The following is a 15338-nucleotide window of genomic DNA, read 5'->3' on the forward strand; positions in this document are numbered from 1 at the left end:
CACATCCTAATCAAGAAAAAAAGAAAATATCTCATTTTATATTAATTTGTATACAATTCATTATGATAGTGTTAAACATCTAAAATATGAACGTTGCTTTTTACTTCTTTAGAAAAGTTTTAATTTTGCAATGCGTTCAACTGCCTCTATTAGTCGTTCGGGTTCAACTAATAAACCAATCCGTACATAACCATCTCCCATAACTCCAAATCCTTTACCTGGTGCTACTGCAACGTTTGCCTTTTCCAGCAATAAATCAGCAAAGCTCTCGCTTGTATATCCTTCAGGTACTGGCATCCAAGTGTAGAAAGTCCCCCCAGGAACAAATGCATTCCAACCTATTTTTTTAGCTGCGCTCACAAAGGCATCACGTCGTTCTTCATATTTGCTGACAAGCCCCTCTACTTCAACCTCTTCTTGCGGATCTGATAATGCTGTCACTGCTGCTTCTTGAATAGCCGGGAAGACACTTACAAACAAATGATCTTGAATCAAGTTGATTGCTTCTATCATAGAAGGATTACCGACTGCAAACGCAATTCTCCAACCTGCCATATTAAAGGTTTTCGAAAAAGTATACATTTCGATACCAACATCTTTTGCTCCTTCAGCTTCCAAGAAACTCGGATTATGATATCCATCAAAGCCTAGAGCACCATACGCAAAATCGCTCACGATCCCTATTTTATATTTTCGAGCAAAATCAACAGTCCTTTTATAAAATTCCTTGGTAGCAACTGCTCCTGTTGGGTTATTTGGATAGTTCAAATAAATAAACTTTGCTTTCTTAGCTGTTTCTTCATCAATATCCTGGTAATCTGGTAGGAAATTATTCTCACGTTTCAATGGGAAAGTTTTATATTTAACATTACCCAAAGCTACCCCAGATAGGTAGTCTGGATAACCCGGGTCCGGTAGTAATAATAGTTCATCCGGATTCATCAGTGCCCAAGGTAACTCAACTAGACCAATTTTTGAACCACCTAAGATTGCAACTTCAGATTCAGGTTCTAAATCAACTCCGTATTTGTCTTTGTAAAACTTTGCTGCAGCAACCTTGAGTCCATGAAGTCCTCTAAACTGCGAGTACTTGTGATTGATTGGTCGTGTTGCTTGTTCCTGTAATGCTTTAACGATATAGTTGAATGTCGGCTGGTCTGGATTTCCCTGTCCAAGATTGATTACATCATTTCCAGCAGCAACCTTCTCATTAACCTTAGCTACAAGTGTTGCAAAAAATTGAGTTGGTAAATTCTTTAAAAGTTCTGATTCTTCAAAAACCATTATAATATTTCCCCTTCTTTGAACAATTATTCTTCATTAATATAGTTCCGGTCGGCGATCCTTAAAAACCGGAATACTTCCACGAACTTCAGTCAAATCGTCTAAATCAAATTCACAGGTGAAAACACCTTCGACATCGGTGGTTCCTTCTGCCAGAATTTTGCCCAGCGGATCAATCACTAAGGAATGACCATTAAAGCTATTCTTGGGTGCTTCACCAACACGATTAACTGCGACGACAAATGATTGATTTTCAATTGCACGCGCACACAGCAGCATTCTCCATTGCTCAATGCGTTTAGCAGGCCATTGGGCACTTACGAATAGTATCTGCTGCCCTTTCGACATCAACTTACGTTCCCATTCTGGAAAGCGAATATCGTAACAGATCACTCCTGCTGCTTTGACATCATCTAATACAAATTGATTTTGAACCGAACCAGCACTGATAAAATCATCTTCATTCATCAAACCGAATAAATGAACCTTTTGATATTGGCTTATCAAATTACCCTTACGGCCAAAAATATAACTTGTATTGTAGTATTTTCCAGCCTCTTCAGTTGCCACTGAACCGCCAACAATATTGACAGCAAACCGTTTAGCGAGATTCGAGAGAAAGTTTTTTGTCCGTTGACCACCTTTATCTGCAATATCTCCTAGTTTATCCAAGGCATATCCCGTATTCCACATCTCAGGTAATACAAGCACATCCGGTTTATCACTTACTGCTTTTTTGATATACTTTTCAACATTAATGTAATTGGTTTCTGGGTCACCAAAGACTATATCTAACTGTAAAAGGCTTACTTTGAATTTCTTCATATTTTCCCTACTTTCTATTATCTCATATTGTCTTTCCTTCACAAAAAAGACTCATCCCCTTATGTAAGGACGAGTCTTATCGTGTTACCACCTTGATTCGTGCTGTCTTCATAGATAACACCTCCGTTGCTAAAAATATGTATTTTAGCTTGTGTCAATAACGTGCACAAATCCGTTGCTAACTCTTTGTCAGCACCATTCCAAGCCCATTTTCTATGTCTCACTTTGCTCTCTTTCACCAGCCGAAAGCTCTCTCAAAAGCGCAAACATATACTCTACTCTTCACTATGTTATTCATTTTAACGTTTACAACGTTATTCTAGCTGAAAAGACATTTATGTCAAGATTAAAATCTTTTTTTACTTGACATTCACTAATTTAAAATTTAAATTAATGACAGTATTTACCGAATTTTTAATAATGGAGGAACTTAAGATGCGCAAAATTGGAATAATTGGTTTAGGCCATGTTGGTGCTACGATTGCCTATACCTTGGTTACAAAAGGCATAGCCGATGAATTGGTTATTATTGATACTAATGATGACAAGACAACCGCAGAAGAATATGACTTGCGTGACACGCTTGCTCGACTAGATACATTCACTAAGATTATTCCACAAGATTATGACTCACTATCCAATGCTGATGTTGTTATCACAGCCTTTGGTAACATTGATTCCATTAAGATGGATGGTGATCGCTTTGGAGAGCTTAACTTTAATACAGCGGCGGTTGAAGAAGTTGCAGCAAATCTTAAAACCTCTGGGTTCAATGGTGTCCTTATCAACATCAGTAATCCTTGCGATGTAGTCACAACATTATTACAACAGCAAACTGGTCTTAGTAAGGCCCAGGTCTTTGGAACCGGGACATTCTTGGATACGGCTAGAATGCAGCGCGCCGTTGGGCAGGCACTTCATGAAGATCCCAAAAATGTTAGCGGTTATGTTTTAGGTGAACATGGTGAATCGCAATACACAGCATGGTCAACGGTTGAAGTCAAAGGGCATCCAATCACTAAGCTTGCAGAAGAAAAAGGCCTTGACTTAACTTCATTTGACCAACAAGCACGCCGTGGCGGCTGGTTAGTCTTTTCAGGCAAACATTATACTTGTTATGCCATCGCAACCTGTGCAATTAAATTAGCCCAAGCCGTCCTGTCGGATGCGCGCCTCGCTTGCCCGACTTCCGTATATCTTGAAGAATATGGACATTATATTGGCTATCCTGCCGTCGTTGGTCGCAAAGGAATAATCGAAGTTAATTCAATTTCATTACCGATTGAAGAAAAGGCCCAGCTAGATAATTCTGCTAAGATTATCAAAGAAAAATTAAATAAGTAAAAATACAGTAGCATGTAACATACAGCAGGTGTGTCTTAAGCTGGCAAATTTTTAGAAGTTCTAATTTAGCTAAGAAATTTTGACTCTTAAGAAGGTTTTTTATTCGCAGTTATTAAAGGGATATACCCAAAAATTCATTATGGCATATCCCTTTTTGATAACTATATTCAAAAATAATTTAATCCCGTGTGATTTTCTTCATTTCAATTCTTCCCCAAATTATATTGATTAAGAAACCACCAATTGCTGCACCAGCTGCTAAAAATTTAATATTGCTAGAACCTACAATTGCCAGCAACACAGGAATCCTCTGCAAAATTCCAACTGCAGCCATTAAAACGATAAAGGGAGTGATTGAATACAATTCTCTTTTTTTACCAATGATAATCCAACCAAGAAAAATAGCTATAATCGTTAGCATTAAGATCACATCACCCGGATAGGTCAACTTAATTATCCAAATTGGTGGTGTGAGCATGCTAATGGCTAAAAATACACCGATGATACAGCCAAAGAAAATAGTGCCAATAATAAACTGTATAACCTTTGACTTCCTAATCAGATTATTCTCATTCAGGTATATGAACTTATGAATTGTTTTAAAAACTGCTACCACTACTCCAATAGAAAGCAGAGCAATTAGCAAATATTCAAAAATATTTATTTTAAGCGGTCCCGTTGCTGCAAAATCACTAATAAAGGAAATCGCCCAATATATTCCAATTGGCAACATTATTAATTCGATGATTTCTCTATAACTTGCATGCTTAAAATTCTTAATCATGCTATCGGCAAGTTTTCGACTGTTCTTACCAAAATATTCTTGTGCTGTTTGCCCATTTTTCTGAGCTTCGATCAGATCAATGCAGACATTATAAGTTTGTTCGGTCACATCCAGCTCATCATAAAAGATACTGGATGTAATCAAGTAATCCCTGAGATCATCAAAAAAGGTAGCATTTTCACCTTTTAATTTTTTTGCTGACTCATTCAACTTAATTCTGATACCTTCAACTCGTTTATCTTTGCTACTCATCAATTCTCCCCCTATTTAAATATCTGCTTAACACTTTCATTTATTTCCTGCCAATCCCGCATGAATATTGTTAGCTCTTCTTGTCCAATTGAAGTTACGCTAAAATACTTGCGGCTTGGTCCTTCCGGCGAAGGTTTCATTACACCACTAATCAGCCTTTTTTTCTCTAATTTCTGTAAAATTGGATAAATTGTTCCGCCAATTACGTCATTAAATCCGGCTGTACGTAAGTCCTGGACTAGCTGATAACCATAGGTTTCGTGTTTGGAAATCACTTGCAGTACGCATCCTTCAAGTACACCTTTTAGCATTTGTGTCTTACTCAAGTGAATAAAACCTCCTTAACTAGTATGTAATACTAACTACCGTAAACAAAAGATAACATAGGGGAGGTAGTTTGTAAAGCATAGTAGTGAAAATTGTTATTCTATACTCTTTTTTTAACTATCTTAATTCCATCACTTCCGCACCAATATTACTTAGAAATTGCGAGTCGTGTTCAATTATCAGCATCGTCGGCCTATATTTCGTAATTAGTTGTTCAATTTGTTTACGATTATAGATATCAAGATAATTAAGTGGCTCATCCCACACATAAAGTTCGGCAGAAACCAATAAGGACCTTGCAAATTCAACTCTTTTCTTTTGTCCCAAACTCATGTCTTCAATGCGGTTTAAAAATACTTCACGATCTGTTCCTAACTTGCGTAAAATATTCAGCAGGTCTTGATAATTTATACCATTTCTATTTGCAAAATCTGCTAATGTCCCCTGTTCGTCAAAAACTTGTCTGACAAAGCTGACCGAAATATTATTTGCAACTTCGATTTTGCCAGTTTGATTTCCTTCAAAACCGCCAAAAATACTTTTTATAAGAGATGTTTTTCCAGTCCCATTTTCACCAATTATTGCAACTTGTCTTCCTTCTTTTATCTCAAAGCTGATGGGTTCGAATAATCTATGATTTTCAAATGACAATGATAGATTACGTACTTTAACTAGTGGGTTATGACGGGTTTTCACAAAATTAATATTCAATTGATCTACATAATCGATATTCTTGATTAACGTCTCCTTCTCTTCAATCTTTTTATCCATCCTTGTTTCAATTGCCTTTGCTCTTCGCATCTGATTTCTTGCAACTGTATCATCAGGACGTGAAGTCATTTTTGCTTTTTTCTTGTTCTTTCCTTTACCAGCAGTTTCCCTGCTTTTGGCCCAATTTTCTTTTTCACGATATGTTTGCTTCAAGCGTGTGATTTCTTTCCTTGTTTTCTCATTTTGCTCTTGCTGCAAATTATCGGCCAACTTCTTTTGAATCTCATATAATTGGTAGTCACCATGATAAAGTGCCACCTTCTTACGCTCAATTGCCAGTATATGATCAACTACTTGATTGACAAATGTTCTGTCATGACTTACCAAAATGAACCCTTGCTTTTTTGTCTTGAGATAATTGGCCACAACTTTGCGTGATTTAATATCCAGGTGATTCGTTGGTTCATCAATTAACGGAAAATTATTTTTATCAACAAAGAGAAGTGCCAAGAGTACCTTGGTCTGTTCACCACCTGAGAGCTTTCCAAACGGTAAGTTCAAGATACCTTCATTAATATCCAGTAATTCAAGTTCTTTCCTAATTTGCCATTCCTCAAATTGCATCTGATTATTTAAAATCTCAATTACAGTTAAATCGCGATTTTTGATACTTTGTGGAAAATAGACAAAATTTACTTGCTTAATTACTTTACCCCGGTATTCATATTGTCCTTGCAGCAATTTAAGCAATGTGGTCTTTCCACGACCATTTCTACCTATCAATCCAAGTTTCCAAGAATTGGCGATAGTTAAGTCAACATGGTCAAACAACAATGTATTTTGTAAATCATATCCAAAAGTCAAATTCTTTATTTCTATCTTAGTCATACTTTTACCTCTCACTTGCAATCAAGCAAGCTCAATACTCGAACTATTTTCAAGAGAATAAAAGTGTACACAAAAAGGCCAGCACTGCACACCGCCTGCATTCTCTCGAAAATCTGCACACTAAAACATTCAAATATCTATGCTTAGTCTTCATGCAGCTTCATCAAGAATTTAGATGCGCAATATTGGTCTCCTCTTTTCCGTTTAATAATTATTTAAATGATATCATTTTAAATCCTTGATATCAATAATCTATTTTTACTATAGTACCCGTACAATCAGCTCTGCCAATATTCGATACCCTTCTTCTCCAAAATGGAGCCCATCATCTAACACTCCATGTAACAATTCATTGAGCGGCATCTGCCCATATTCTATGAATTGCCAATACAAGTCAAGGGTGTAACATCCCATACTTTCAGCTACTTTCACTATCACCGCAGCATATTCTCGAATCAATTTGTTTGTACGATATTGCTGTTTTTGCTCATCAACGGGTGATGGTGTAATGAAATAAATCTCATTTGATTCGTATACTGTACATAATTGTTTAATGATTTCCGTTAGATTATGCCCGAATTGTTCAAGTCCAATCTGTTTGTTTAATGCTAAGTCATTTGTTCCAATTAAAATAAAAATTTTATCAGCCTTTTTGCTTGAAAGAATATCAGCTTTCATTCGTGCAAGAATATCCGCGGTATTATCACCAGGGCATGCTGTATTTGTAATACTAAGTTTGTCCTTCAATTCTTTGAGTATCTCATTGATTATTGGTTGTTTATGACCTTCATATCGTGCTATTAGGCTATCGCCTGTCAAATGAATGTTCATTAAAGTCTGGCTCCTTTTTTTCTCTTTAAGTTTAGCATGAACATATCACACACAAAGCCGAAATTGCATCTTTATTTATTCTTATTTGAATTCAAATAAGAAATTTTTATCAACTAGTGCTACGATTTCTTCAGGTGATTCCTTTTGTCCAGAATTAATCCATTCTTGAATTATGCCAAACAACGCATTACTAAAAAAGCTAAGAAAATACCGTTCTTCAGTTGGCCCTTCGAACTTAAGATCCGTTAGCGGTAAAATATTCTTGCGCATATTTTCACGCATCACTTGCCGAATATTCTCCTGAATTTCGCTTGAACCGTGACTTGAGATCAATAGCGCCATCACCCTTTCCTTTCCTAGAAGCAAATTCAACATTGTCAACATTAGGTCTTTACGTTTAACAATGACACGTTCCTTGATAAGCATATTTGCCGTCTCAATCAATTCAAGTTGACATTGCTTAGCCAGATCGTATTTATCAGTATAGTGCAGATAAAATGCACTCCGACTTACTTGCGCTTCTTCACAAATATCCTTGATTGAAATCTTTTCAAAGTCTTTATTTTGCAGCAATTTCTCTATCGCCCTTAAAATTGCAGTTTTAGTCTTTTGATACCTTAAATCCTTCATATTGATTCTGCCTCCCACAAAATAAAAATCAATTTTATCGATCTGTCCATTATCTTGTTTTTTAACTTGTAGAATTTATAAAAACTTCTATACTTCAGATGTGAATATAATAAACATAATGTACATTAAAAGAAAAGGAGGCCTTATTCATGGCCAAGTCTAATCATACAATCGCATCAATCAGTCATATTTCTAAAAGTTTTGGATCAAAAAAAGTTCTTAGCAATATTACAATAAATATTTGTGAAGGACAAATACTAGGATTAATCGGGCCAAGTGGTTCCGGTAAAACAACAACCATAAAGTGTTTGTTGGGTATGGAACGGGCAGACACAGGACTTGCCACTATTTTTGGGCAAAAGATGCCTAACCGCCAAATTCTCGAAAGAATTGGCTACATGGGCCAGACTGACGCCTTATATGAAAACCTGACTGCACTTGAGAATCTAACTTTTTTTGGGAATCTTATGGGCATTTCAGGAGCAGAACTGACCTCTACTATTGATAAAAACATGGCTCTAGTCAACCTAACAGATTCATTACATCAAATCGTCGCCAATTTTTCTGGTGGAATGAAGCGTAGGCTTTCATTAGCCATCGCTTTGCTAGCCAACCCTGATCTGATTATTTTGGATGAACCAACGGTTGGAATTGATCCAAGCTTACGTCTTGATATTTGGACTCAATTGCGTACTTTAGCGATTGCTCAAAAGGCAATTATCGTAACAACACATGTCATGGATGAGGCAGAAAAATGCGATCTTGTTGGACTAATTATTAACGGTGAAATTTTTGCATTAGGAACTCCATCTGAGTTGAAAGAGAAGTTCCACGCAACTAGTATTGAAGAAGTATTCTTGAAAGCAGAGGTGAGCTCAAAATGATTCAATTTAAGGCAATTTTAATCAGAGTAACCAAGGAAATATTACGCGATAAAAGAACATTGGCACTGATGCTATTGGCACCCATTTTAATTTTGACATTAATGAATTTAGTCTTTAATTCAAGTACTGATACAAAACTTAAAATTGGTGTGGCCGATAATGTTCCCAGTAAAATCATTCAGTCACTTCCAAGTTCCAAAGTTACTATTCATCATTACCCAAATTCGCTCAATCGTGCGAAAAAAATTCAGTCCGATAATTTAGATGCCTTCGTCGGACGCAGTAAAAATAAGCTTGAAATTACAAATGAAAATGAGGACCCCACTAAAAGCTCACAAGTTAAGAGCATTTTTGCTAATGCACTGCTGGTATCCAAAATCAAAGAACTATCTCTGATTCTGAAAAAAACATCTCTCCAAACTTCTACAAAACAGACCTCATCAAACTTAAAAATAAAGAATTTATATCTTTATGGTAATTCGAACAGTACCTTTTTCGATAAAGTTTTTCCTATTCTGATTGGCTTTTTTGTCTTTTTCTTTGTCTTTCTAATCTCAGGCATCGCTCTTATCAGAGAACGTACATCTGGTACTTTAGATCGTCTTTTGGCAACGCCGATTCGTCGAAGTCAGCTAGTTTTAGGTTACCTAGCTGGTTATGGTCTTTTTGCAGTCTTGCAAACTCTTTTGATTGTTTTATTTGCCATCTATGTTCTGAAAGTTGCAATAGTCGGCAATCTCTTGTTAGTGTTACTTACCAATATTTTAGTTGCTTTAGTAGCCCTTGTAATTGGACTATTCGTATCAACTTTTGCCAACTCTGAATTTCAGATGATGCAGTTCATTCCAATTATTGTAGTACCACAAGTCTTTTTTTCCGGTATCATTCCACTGGATACAATGGCTCACTGGGTCAGATTTATTAGTTACTTATTGCCGCTAAGCTATGCTGGAAATGCACTAACTGCTGTAATGATCAAAGGCCAAGGATTGGGTGTTATAACAAACGACTGGTTAATTCTCCTAGTTTTCCTATTTATTTTTACATTCTTAAATATTATCGGTCTTAAGCGTTATCGCAAAGTGTAATTTTACGTTTTAAACAGCCAATACGCTGTACCTTTACTTAGGCATAAAAACACCAATCCATTAAAGTTATTTTTAGTCTACTTCAGTGAATTGGTGCAAATTTGTTTTTGTTACTATTCTCTTTAAACACTTTTTTAGAAGTTACTCTGCTCACTCTCACTATTTACTCAGCTTACTTCTCAAGAATCTGAATCTGACTACCGACCTGAATCTTTGGATACTCTTCATCAGCTAAGTACAATGTACCTGGAAGTTTTGCCTCTGTTAACCCAGTAAAGCTCAACGCTATGTGTCCAAGCCGCCCAAGGTTGGTCTGAACCTCAGTACCCACTGAGGTTATTTCATACTCTTGATTGTTAATTTTCAGAATCATTCCAGGTGTAATTTGTTTGGAAACAGGAACTACATTAATGATAAAACATGAAGGTCTCAATGCTGAAGGGGCTTCATCACCAAATAAGATTGCCATTTTGATTGTTGAAAATTCGGCTGCCTCAGTACCCACTTCTAAAACTTCAGTTGAAAAAACACTTTTTTCTGTCGTCATCATTTATCCAATCGCCTTTCTCTTTTAAACCTATTTTGAATATAAGCCAAAACTTGCTAACCATGCAACAAAGACACGTGGCACACCGTTTATGAATCGACTATACAAAACAGATGGTACTCCTACCTCAACAGTTTTTGAATCAGCCTCTGCCAAGCCTAATCCAACTGGAATGAAATCACAACCATTTTGAGTATTGATTGCAAACAAAGCAGGTAAAGCATACTGTGGTGGAATATTACCTTTACCAATCTCGACTCCAATCAATGTTCCGATAACTTGTCCAATTACTGCTCCAGGGCCAAGCAAAGGAGAGAGGAAGGGCAATGAACAAATTAATCCTAGAATCATCAACCCCCATACATTGCCTGCCAAAGGTTCCATAACCTTGGCAAAAACCTTGCCAATTCCAGAACCATTAATAATCCCAATCAACAGTGCAACAAACGCCATAAAAGGAATAATAGTATTAATAACAGTTTGAACCGCATCTTTTCCTGCTTGATTGAAAGTTGAAACAACTCTACCTGCTCCAATTCCAATTTTAGTCAGGATACCAGGGTCTTTAGTTTGTGCTGTTAGTGTCTTTGTACTATCAAATTTTTGATTTGTTTCTTCTTCAGATTGTTCACTCACAACTTCATTCGTATTTTTTTCAGCATCTTCATCTTCTGCTAATTCAATTTGCTCTACACCAACATTTGAAACATAGTTATTTTCATTCATGAATTGTGCTAACGGTCCACTCTTCCCAGTTGGTAAAACATTAATCGTTTTTATTCCTTTTTTGGGATAAATGCCGCATCTTAGTGTACCGCCACAGTCGACAATTGCTAAAGCCGTTTCTTCATCAGGAATAGACGTTTTAAAACCGTCAACTGGCTGCATTCCGGTTAATTTAGCAATTTTATCCACGATGTCTGGTTTGTTGCCACCTGTAACATAGATAAACTTATTCTTCTTTGCTGTTGGCTTGATTACTAATGGTCCACCCCAACCACCGGGTCCTTTAACAACTTTTATACTACGAAATTCTTTTTTCATTTTTCAGGCTCCTCTCTTTTTCTAATTTAATTAAATTCAACTTTCTTAGAAAGTGTTACTCCTTGTTGCTTGCATACGTAAGCAGTTGTGAAATCTGTAACCCAGCCACCAATAAAGTTCATTAACAATCCGACAAACATATAGCGAATCGCCAAGTCCATTGTGTTTAAGCCTAATTTTTGAATTCCTTGTGCAATTCCCAACCAAATGAAATACTCTGAGGGATTGATATGTGGAAAGACCCCGTTACTTGTGTGACAAAACTGTGCAATTGATGCATACCAACTTGGCTTATAGTACTCTGGTAAAAAACGTCCCATTGAATGAGCCATCGGATTTCCAAGCATAAAAGCCGAGACAAATGGTAATATTAAATAACGTGTCACAGGATTTCGTGAAGAAGCCTTGGCCAATTTTGCCATCTTCTTGTCACCGACAAAAGCGATAATTGCATTCATTAATACTAACAGTAATAAGACAACTGGAATAATTGAACTCATCCATCCAATAAATGTTTTTCCACCCGTTTGAAACAGGCCCATAAAGCCAGATGCAAGATCAGTAATTATTTTCATAGTGGTTATACCCCTTTCAATTCATTTCTTTATTTTTCAATCTACTAACTACTTTGTAGTAGGTAGCTTTTATCTTTTCAACCATTGGCAAGCTCCAAATTTTAACTGTACTATCAAAATCATGTGGCCTTAATTTATTGGCCTTATAGTTGACATAATTTTTATATGCGTCTAGAAAACAAACTCTCGTTAATTTATCAAATTGTTTAAGTTGTTCAAATGAGGCAGCTACTTCTGCAATGTTTTCCCCGCGTAAACTCTTCAATTCTTTGAACTTTGCAAAAATAGTAATACCCTTCATCATCCTTGCTTCAGCGATAGAACCATCTTCTTTAACTGAAATCAATATGAGTGTTCCTGACTGAAATTTTTTGGGATTTTTGCCAATTGCAACTGGTGCTAACAACCGAAGTTGATGGAAAGTTGTTGAAAAATCTTTAATCTGCTTTAAGCCTAACAAGCCTTGAATCAGAAAGGCTACAACCAGGATTATTCCAAAGTATATGAGCATTAAATCGCCTCCATCAATTGAACTATACCTCGTGTATTATCATATTTCATCAAGTTGCTATAAATATTTTTATTTGTCGTAATACTTCTAATTAAGTCGTATACCTGCGCCAAAACCTTACTTAAATCAGCATTAAGTTTATATGGAATTGCCACTAAGAATACGATTTTTATTTTCTGATTATCAAAAACAACTGCATTCTCAAATAATCCTACTTTGATCAAAATCCGATTTATGCCCGACTTATCGATTACATGTGGTAGAGCAACTCCATCTCCGAAAATACTGCTTGATTTTTTCTCTCGCCTAATCCAATCTTGCATAAACTCTTCTGTCAGTTGGCCACGTACAATTTCTTGCTCAATCAATTTTCCAACGCTTTCCATATATGTTTCTTTACCAGAAAAGCGTGTCACATCAAAATTACAAATTCCTCTGTTTACTGCTTCATCAACTAATGAGATTTGTAACCTTTCTCGTAAAATGCCCCTGTTAAATACTGTATTCAATCTGATGATAGGTGCCTGCTGGATACCATGATGTATGCTGAAGTACTTATTTGAGAAGATTAATAAGTATTTCTTGGAACTTTTTTCTAACTCATCTACTGAACTAAGAACATCAACTTGAACATCATCATCTAACAGCTCTTTCAATTGTTCAGTTATAAATTTCTTCATACTATTGCTGATTGGTTCGACTAGTGCCACTTGGTAACTTGCCGAATACGCCATGTATTCTTCTAATGCCATTTGAAAGTAGAGCGTTAAATAACCCAGTTCTTGATCGCTAATGTTAATATCAAGCTGCTTTTCTAACGAAGAAATTGTTAGCTGTGCTAATTCAGATGATACTGGATACTTGTTAACCATATCTGCCGAAATAAATTCTTCTGTACTTACATCAAAAATCGAGCGGTTGATTAAAAACAATAGATGATATCGTAATTCAACCAACAATCTGTCAAAATTCAACTCGATATCAAGCTTCTTCTTAATTGCTGGAAAAATTATGTTCATTAATGCAGTAACATTCTCCAGTGCTGATTTAATCAACCCATCATCACTATTTGTATTTTTCTTAATACTGAAAGGATATGAAATAAATTCCCATTCGCTGTTACTTAAAGGACTACTCATAGAATTATCAATTTCTCGACGTAACCCTTTTGTCGTGCTTTTTGCAAGTAATGGGTGATAATGTGGAATATCATCCTTAATTCTAATTCCATAATTTTTAAGCCAATTAATTATTGAGATATTGCGTTTAACCATTGCTACAAAACTATGGTTTGTTTCTGTTTCTTTTATTAGTTCCATCATTCTTGAGTCGGCAGAATTATCCAAACTCAGTTCAAAATCATAGTATTTACCAACTATGTTTCTTGTAACAATTGCGTATACATAATCGTATTTAACTACTAGTCGGATTCCGCGATTCGTTTTTGTTTCGATTTTTGCGCCATATTTTTCCAACCTTTTCCTCAAGGTCTTTATATCATTATTAATTGTTCCGCGACTAACTGATAATGACTCAGCTAAATCATCTAGAATAACATACTCAGTTGAATGCTTTAATAAATGCTTTAATACTGCAGCCTGCCTTTTTAAAGGATCATTAAAATCCAAGTCTCTTTTCAAAAAAGTTGTTTGTAACTTAGCAATAGCTCCGTAATTATCTATCACAAGATAAAATCTTGATTGATTAACTTTTATTTCAGCAATTCCCTCTAAATACTCATTAATTGCTCGAATATTTTTGGTAATTGTTCCCCTTGAAACATTGAAATGCAGCTGTAGTTCTTTCAAAGTTAATGAATCATTATTGATAAAAAGGTTCAACATCTCAAAGTTTTGTCTATCCATTACTTCACCATATCCTACTTCAAAATTTCAATTTAACCTCGACTTTTTCCACCTGCAACATTGACTGTTATACCGGTAATATAACTTGCACGATCTGACAATAAATAATTAACTGTATCCGCAACTTCGGACAACTTTCCACTACGCCCAAGTGGTGTTGTTGAAGTACTCTTGTACCCTGCACGAATATCTTCAACTGTTTTGTGGCGAGTATAAGCCAACGCTTCTTCATACACAAGTGTACGTAATCCAGTTGCCTCCATGATTCCTGGGGCAACACCCACAACTCTTATATTATGTTCACCGAGTTCTTTAGCCCATGAACGTGTGAACCCATTAATTGCACCCTTAGTTGCTGAATAAACACTTTGGCCTTGCGAACCCTCAAGCCCTGCTTCAGAAGACATATTGACAATTACTCCATAATTTTGTTTTTCAAATTGATGGGTTACTGCCTGTGATACTAAGAACACACTCTTAACATTCACCGCAAACATTTTTTCAAAATTACCCTCAGTAAATTCGTATTTACTGTGTGGAACACTTGCGTCTGCCAATAACCGTGGAAGATTAATACCAGCATTATTAACTAAACCATCTATCTTATGTTGTTCCTCAATAATTTGTTCAACCAATTCATTAACTGCTGCCGAATTTGTTACATCAGTTTTTACAAAATGCAAGTTTTCATGTTTTAACTCTCCCTCATTCAAATCTGCATTATATACAACTGCTTCATTATTCAATAACTCTTCAACAATAGTTTTTCCTATTCCAGAAGAACCACCTGTAACTACGTACACCCTACCTGAAATATTAATCCATGAATCACCCATTTATATCAGCTCCTAATTTTTATTCTTTATTACAAATCTAATATTATAAGAAAGCGCATACATTGTTAATCCAATGTTTTCTCACAATTTTTTCAAAACAGTATACTAATCT

16 protein-coding genes and 1 other annotated feature are annotated in these 15338 nt (G+C 35.9%); of the genes, 3 read left to right on the forward strand and 13 right to left on the reverse strand.

Going from position 1 to position 15338, the window contains the following annotated elements:
* Window positions 1-108: 108 nt before the first annotated feature.
* Together GSM_RS10670 and GSM_RS10675 are read right to left on the reverse strand one after the other, a co-directional pair.
* A complete protein-coding gene (locus GSM_RS10670) occupies window positions 109-1284 on the reverse strand; it encodes a pyridoxal phosphate-dependent aminotransferase (protein ID WP_010078202.1) in 1176 nt (391 codons plus the stop codon).
* Between the two features lie 36 nt (window positions 1285-1320).
* Entirely contained in the window at window positions 1321-2109 is a 789-nt protein-coding gene (locus GSM_RS10675) for a carbon-nitrogen family hydrolase (RefSeq protein WP_034542131.1), read from the reverse strand.
* A 62-nt stretch (window positions 2110-2171) separates the two neighbouring features.
* Window positions 2172-2404 (reverse strand) — a binding site (T-box leader).
* Between the two features lie 140 nt (window positions 2405-2544).
* On the opposite strand from GSM_RS10675, the gene GSM_RS10685 reads away from it, so the two are divergent.
* Entirely contained in the window at window positions 2545-3453 is a 909-nt protein-coding gene (locus tag GSM_RS10685) for an L-lactate dehydrogenase (RefSeq protein ID WP_003691237.1), read from the forward strand.
* A gap of 178 nt (window positions 3454-3631) precedes the next feature.
* On the opposite strand, the gene GSM_RS10690 is transcribed toward GSM_RS10685, so the two are convergent.
* The 5 genes from GSM_RS10690 to GSM_RS10710 form a co-directional block, all read right to left on the reverse strand.
* Window positions 3632-4489, reverse strand: coding sequence for a DUF1129 domain-containing protein (locus GSM_RS10690; protein ID WP_003691239.1), 858 nt, complete (start codon window positions 4487-4489; stop codon window positions 3632-3634).
* Window positions 4490-4500: 11 nt separating this feature from the next.
* Window positions 4501-4815: a PadR family transcriptional regulator gene (locus GSM_RS10695; protein ID WP_003691242.1), complete on the reverse strand. Its 315-nt coding sequence runs from the start codon at window positions 4813-4815 to the stop codon at window positions 4501-4503.
* Between the two features lie 118 nt (window positions 4816-4933).
* Window positions 4934-6415, reverse strand: coding sequence for a ribosomal protection-like ABC-F family protein (gene abc-f / locus GSM_RS10700; protein ID WP_003691243.1), 1482 nt, complete (start codon window positions 6413-6415; stop codon window positions 4934-4936).
* A gap of 261 nt (window positions 6416-6676) precedes the next feature.
* The gene (locus tag GSM_RS10705; protein WP_003691245.1) at window positions 6677-7246 is read right to left on the reverse strand and encodes a GDSL-type esterase/lipase family protein; all 570 of its coding nucleotides are present in this window, start codon (window positions 7244-7246) and stop codon (window positions 6677-6679) included.
* A gap of 81 nt (window positions 7247-7327) precedes the next feature.
* A complete protein-coding gene (locus GSM_RS10710) occupies window positions 7328-7876 on the reverse strand; it encodes a TetR/AcrR family transcriptional regulator (protein ID WP_003691247.1) in 549 nt (182 codons plus the stop codon).
* 149 nt (window positions 7877-8025) lie between these two features.
* Between GSM_RS10710 and GSM_RS10715 the strand changes: the two genes are divergently transcribed.
* Window positions 8026-8760, forward strand: coding sequence for an ABC transporter ATP-binding protein (locus GSM_RS10715; protein ID WP_003691249.1), 735 nt, complete (start codon window positions 8026-8028; stop codon window positions 8758-8760).
* Window positions 8757-9848: an ABC transporter permease gene (locus GSM_RS10720; RefSeq protein ID WP_003691252.1), complete on the forward strand. Its 1092-nt coding sequence runs from the start codon at window positions 8757-8759 to the stop codon at window positions 9846-9848. The genes GSM_RS10715 and GSM_RS10720 overlap by 4 nt, the downstream gene beginning before the upstream one ends.
* Window positions 9849-10020: 172 nt before the next feature.
* Here the strand turns inward: GSM_RS10720 and GSM_RS10725 are convergent, their stop codons facing one another.
* From GSM_RS10725 to GSM_RS10750, 6 genes are read right to left on the reverse strand one after another with little or no spacing between them, the layout of a single operon-like run.
* On the reverse strand, window positions 10021-10398 hold the full coding sequence (locus GSM_RS10725; RefSeq protein ID WP_003691254.1) for a PTS glucitol/sorbitol transporter subunit IIA: 378 nt from the start codon (window positions 10396-10398) through the stop codon (window positions 10021-10023).
* Between the two features lie 27 nt (window positions 10399-10425).
* On the reverse strand, window positions 10426-11439 hold the full coding sequence (srlE, locus tag GSM_RS10730; RefSeq protein ID WP_003691256.1) for a PTS glucitol/sorbitol transporter subunit IIB: 1014 nt from the start codon (window positions 11437-11439) through the stop codon (window positions 10426-10428).
* Window positions 11440-11465: 26 nt separating this feature from the next.
* Entirely contained in the window at window positions 11466-12014 is a 549-nt protein-coding gene (srlA, locus tag GSM_RS10735) for a PTS glucitol/sorbitol transporter subunit IIC (RefSeq protein WP_003691258.1), read from the reverse strand.
* A 16-nt stretch (window positions 12015-12030) separates the two neighbouring features.
* The gene (locus tag GSM_RS10740; RefSeq protein ID WP_003691260.1) at window positions 12031-12525 is read right to left on the reverse strand and encodes a transcriptional regulator GutM; all 495 of its coding nucleotides are present in this window, start codon (window positions 12523-12525) and stop codon (window positions 12031-12033) included.
* A complete protein-coding gene (locus GSM_RS10745) occupies window positions 12525-14390 on the reverse strand; it encodes a BglG family transcription antiterminator (RefSeq protein ID WP_003691262.1) in 1866 nt (621 codons plus the stop codon). The genes GSM_RS10740 and GSM_RS10745 overlap by 1 nt, the downstream gene beginning before the upstream one ends.
* A gap of 32 nt (window positions 14391-14422) precedes the next feature.
* Window positions 14423-15226, reverse strand: a complete 804-nt coding sequence (locus GSM_RS10750; protein WP_003691264.1) for an SDR family oxidoreductase — start codon at window positions 15224-15226, stop codon at window positions 14423-14425.
* Window positions 15227-15338: the final 112 nt, after the last annotated feature.

Origin of the sequence: Liquorilactobacillus mali KCTC 3596 = DSM 20444 (assembly GCF_000260415.1) — a bacterium.
GTDB classification, from domain to species: domain Bacteria; phylum Bacillota; class Bacilli; order Lactobacillales; family Lactobacillaceae; genus Liquorilactobacillus; species Liquorilactobacillus mali.